The following is a 5,029-nucleotide window of genomic DNA, read 5'->3' as shown; positions in this document are numbered from 1 at the left end:
AAGCCTTTATATCAAAGTGCTGAATCTACGTATTGGGAATATCCTAAGCCTTTTAATGGACCTGGGACTGTTGTAGTGACGGGTGATATGTCCGCCTTTAATCGATGGATTACGACAACAGGGGGAACTGAAGGTGAGGGTGTTTATATTAGATGTATGAGTACAGTTTATTCAGAGTCAGCTTATACAGCAAGAGTTCAAGCTATTGGTAGGTGGCGATAGACATGACCCAACCAGTTAGAGTCTATGATCAACAATTGAATTTATTGTATGAGACAGATAATTATCTATCACTCATATTCAATCCCAAGTTTTATGAAATAGGCTCTTTTGAATTTCATATTAATCAATATGTCGAAGGAGCCGATTATTTTCAAAAAGGCCATTTAATAGTGTTAGATAAACGACCTGATAAGGCGATGCTTATTCGACATCGTGAGATTGCGCTTGATCAGAATGGTAAAGTCACTGAAAATTGGAAGATTACAGGTGTTACATTAGAAGGCGTGTTAGATCAACGCATAACGATCCCTCCATCCAACACGGACTATGATCGAATAAGTGGACCAGCTGAAACCGTTATGAAACATTATGTCCGAAATCATTTAGTAGACCCGGCCAATCCGAATCGGAAAATTGATTTTGTTGAAGTAGCGGCTGACCAAAAACGCGGTGAACACGTTGAATGGGAATCCCGTTTAAAAAATGTCGCTGATGAAATATCGGATATTGCCAAACAAGGTAATTTAGGTTTTGTGATGTATGCGGATATGGAACGTGGCAAATGGATTTTTGATGTAGTAGAGCCACGTGATGTCACCCGTGACAATCCAGATTTTCCGCCTGTATTTTTCAGTCCTGATTTTGCCACTATTAAGACGCAACAGTTTGTTGATAGCCATCAACATTATAAAAATGTTGGCTATGTTGGAGGGCAAGGCGAGGGAAAGGATCGAACCATTGTTCAAGTGGGAGATCATTTAAAAGGGATTGAACGTGCTGAAATTTTTATTGATGCTAGAGATGTTGGTATGGATGAAAACGATGAGGGGAATGAAGATGTTCCAGAGGATGAAATTGAAGATCAATTGAAAGAACGTGGACGTAGCAAATTGAGAGAGCATGAAACGACGTTTTTCTTGGAAGCTCAAATCTTAACCCCCGTTCACAACAATCGACACAACGAATTTGCGATGTCAACTCCGTTTGAATATGAAGTGGATTTTCGGTTAGGTGATGTCGTCGAAGTATTTAATAAAAAGTGGAATATCACCATGAACGCACCCATCACCGAGATTAGAGAAATACATGAGGCAAATGGGTTTACGTTAGAGGCAACATTTGGAGAAGCACAACCGACCTTAATGAAAAAACTTAATGATCGATTTAATGAATTAATGGGTATCGAACAACAAGAATTGCCAGTGAAATTATCAACTGAACGGATGCAACAAGCAATTGATTATGCAGAAAGTCGTGTCTCACAAGAAGAACAAGAACGTATCCAACAAGCCCAGGAAAACTTAGAAGCCTCAAAAGAATATGCAGATGAAGAAAGTTATCAAGCCATGGTGAATGCCAATGAATATACCGAATCATACGCCGAAAAGAAAAAAATCAGTCAAGATGTGGAACCTTTAGATCCAGAAGTCATTTGGATTGATACCTCTCAGACGCCGAATGTCCCAAAAGTCCATAATGGATTCGATTGGGAAAAGATATCTCCAACAGAGGCAGCGGAGGTAGGTGCAGAGACGCCCGAAGGTGCTCAAGATAAATCCAATCAAGCAGAAAATAACGCGAAATCCCATGCTGATACGGTAGCCAGTGAAGCTCAGTCAAACGCTGAAAGTTATGCTGATACGGTTTCTGAACAAGCGTTGATTGATGCTCAAAACTATGCTGTTGCAAAAGAGGTTTATAACAATGAAATGCAACAGATAGCGAATGACCTAGCTGACAAAGCGGGAATTGAATATGTAGATGGTCAATTGGTTGATAAAGCGAATAAAGCTGATGTCTACACAATAGAAGAAGTGGATGATCGTCTTCTAAATTATGTGAGCGTGACCGAGTATGAAACTGACATGAACGGTGTGGTTCAAGAATTAGATAGTCATAGCACCACACTAGGTCAGCACGAAACAGCAATTGGATTAAAAGCTGATTCAACAAGAGTAGACAATCTTGAAGGCACGATAGAGGATCATAGTACCCAACTGAATATAATGGCTGATCAAATCAGTAGTAAGGTTGATGCGACTTATGTTGATGGCGTTATTGCTGATATTGAAGTTGGCGGAAGAAACTATGTTAGTCGAAAAGATTATACTCAAAGAGGAAACTCTGACTATCACGATATAATCGTTGACGATACGCAAACACATGAAACAGGAGAAGATGTGTATAAAGTAACGAAAATACAAAGTGGTACTCCACCTATAAGGATACACAGATTTCCTAATGGAATAAAAGAAGGAGAAGTATGGACAGCTTCTATATACGTGAAGTTAGACGAAAACAACGACATGACTAACGATAGTGGTTCTAGACTTATCTTATATGACGGTACAGACAGAATTACATTGAAAAGTAGTGGTTCTTTTGCAGGATTAGGTGAATGGAAAAGGTTAACATTCACTTTTAAAAATGAAACGGGTCAAGACATTGTGAATGATCTTTGGGTGTATTTTTACGATTGTAAAGAATCAGGAAACATTACTTACTTTTCTGCTCCTCAAGTCGAAAAAGGCAATAAAGCAACCGATTGGACACCAGCACCTGAAGATGTACAAGATCAGATTGATGATTTAGATGTAACCGTATCTAATCATTCAAGCTCCATTACTCAATTATCAACTGAAATTGAATCGAAAGTTGAATCAAGTGTGTTTGATGTTTTAGAAGGACGAGTAACCGATGCGGAATCCACCATTACGCAGCATAGCAATGAAATTGCCTTAAAAGCAGATTCAACAGTGGTAGATGAAATAGAAAGTCGAGTCAGCACTGCTGAAGTCGATATTAATGCTCTGGAAAGTGAAATCGTTCTTAAAGCAGATTCAACAGTGGTAGATGGTCTAGAAACACGTATAACAAGCGCTGAATCGGATATTGATGGTCTGAATAGCACAATCAGTTTGAAAGCCGATTCAACGGTTGTGGACGGCATAGAAGAACGTGTGACGACGGCAGAGTTAAATATTGATGGGCTTGAAGGTGAGATTGATCTAAGAGTTGAAAAAGATGGCGTTATTTCAGCGATCAATCTATCTAGCGAATCCACTACAATTCAATCCAGTAAAATTAATCTTGTGGGTGCTGTGACGGTGTTATCTGACATTACGGATGATTTAGGAGATATTTACGCTGGAAATATATATGGAGCTTATATAGAAGGTGGCGAAATCGTCCAAAATGCGGGTAGTGGACATACAAGTATCCACCTTAATGATAAAGGGTTAATTGTAAGAGATGGAGAGGGTGACGATCGTCTAGCTATTGTAACCGATGAATACGAATTTCAAGGTGCTAATCCTTCCACTATTTACTTTGAACCTAACACGTCAGAAGAATTTATTTTAGGTACTTTTCATGAAGGGTTAGGTGAAGCATTCTTAGGATTTGTGGATCAACAACCAGACTATTATTTCAACATCCGTAATTGGGGTGGAACCATCGGATTAGATGCTAGGACCACGTCAGTGACTAAACAGAGTGGCTGGGAAGAGCATTTTTTACTAAGAAGATATGACACCTATAATGCTGTTTGGGATATGAACCTGGCCAATGGTAATCTAAATTTTGAATATAGAGGAGAATATGGTGGGAGTCGCGATAGATATTTTACTATTAGTAAGACTGGTAATGTGTATGTTGGTCAAGGCATAGGCCACGTCGTAGCAGGTTATATTGACTTTACTCAAAGTGGTAATAGTGCTGGTTACCTGGGTGTTTCGAGTCGGCTACGTGTGACGGATGGAGATTTTTGGCAAGGCTCCAACACGACGGTTTACCAACCTGTTAATGCAAGTTCGTTTAACGAAAGCTCTCTTGAAGAACTTAAGCAAGATATTGAATTGTTAACTATCAATGCATTAGAGATTATTGTCGATGCAGATTTATATTCATTTAAACGTATAGATGAAGTTGAACGAGGTATGAACTATACTCGCTATGGATTTGTTATTGGAGAAGATAAGAAGACACCGGTTGAAGTCCTAGACGATGAAGGAGAAGCCATTAATCACGGGAATATATCTGCAATTCTATGGAAAGGGCAGCAAGAGATCATAACTCATATATACAATCATGATGAACGCATCAATGATTTAGAAATTGAAAATCAACTATTAAAAGAACGCGTGAGACAATTAGAGGAGGCGTCATAATGCAATTAACCGTTAAAGATATCTATGAACTTCAGGAAGGTTTATCTGAATTAGCCAACAAAGAGCTACCCGTCGCGGTAGCTTTTAAATTGCAATTAAACCTACGAAAAGTAGCTGATGAATATCAGTCAGCTCAAAAATTGCGAGATAAAATTGTACAAAAGTACAAAGAAAAAGATTTAGAAAATGGACGAGTACGCATTAAAGAAGACAAGTTAGAAACGTTTAAACAAGAAATAGATGAGCTTATGGCCCAAGAAGTTAAGGTCAATCTACAAAAGATTGATATTAATGATTTGGACGACATTAAAGTAAGTGCTAAAGCCCTATCATTAACTCACAAAATTTTAAAAGGAGAGATGAAAGATGATTAATCAACTCAACATTAAAGTAAATAACGTGAACTTTGTAAGAGTGAAGGACGAGGATCGAGTGCATGTTCATTTTAGGGGAGAAGATCCAGACAAGCAATTAAACGTAAATGGATATGTTCCAGTTACAGCCGAAGAATACGAAGCTAACCCTGGTTTAGATGGGTTAGAAAGCCTAGTTAAAGAGAAATTGACGGAACGTTTTACAGCATAATTAACTTGTTGGGAGTACGAGAGGTGTTAACCACCTCTTTTTTTATGACCAAA

The 5,029-nt window shown here is 38.5% G+C and carries 4 protein-coding genes; all 4 read left to right on the top strand.

All coding sequences use genetic code 11. The features are described from left to right. On the top strand, positions 1-222 hold a 222-nt coding region (locus ACTWQB_RS16630), incomplete at its 5' end, for a hypothetical protein (RefSeq protein WP_443140285.1). A 2-nt stretch (positions 223-224) separates the two neighbouring features. After that, complete coding sequence (locus ACTWQB_RS16625) at positions 225-4,391, top strand: Gp37-like protein (RefSeq protein ID WP_443140284.1); 4,167 nt, start codon at positions 225-227, stop codon at positions 4,389-4,391. Then, positions 4,391-4,765 (top strand): hypothetical protein, encoded by a 375-nt coding sequence (locus tag ACTWQB_RS16620; RefSeq protein WP_443140283.1) that lies wholly within the window; start codon positions 4,391-4,393, stop codon positions 4,763-4,765. Before ACTWQB_RS16625 ends, ACTWQB_RS16620 begins: the two co-directional genes overlap by 1 nt. Continuing rightward, positions 4,758-4,976 carry a hypothetical protein gene (locus tag ACTWQB_RS16615; RefSeq protein ID WP_443140282.1) on the top strand — a complete coding sequence of 73 codons (219 nt, stop codon included), beginning with the start codon at positions 4,758-4,760 and terminating at the stop codon, positions 4,974-4,976. The genes ACTWQB_RS16620 and ACTWQB_RS16615 overlap by 8 nt, the downstream gene beginning before the upstream one ends. The last annotated feature ends 53 nt before the right edge of the window (positions 4,977-5,029 follow it).

This window comes from Piscibacillus sp. B03 (assembly GCF_052246295.1).
Taxonomy (GTDB): Bacteria; Bacillota; Bacilli; order Bacillales; family Alkalibacillaceae; genus Piscibacillus.
Note: the sequence above shows the minus strand (reverse complement) of the source record. Positions and strands in the feature narration are given on the sequence as shown.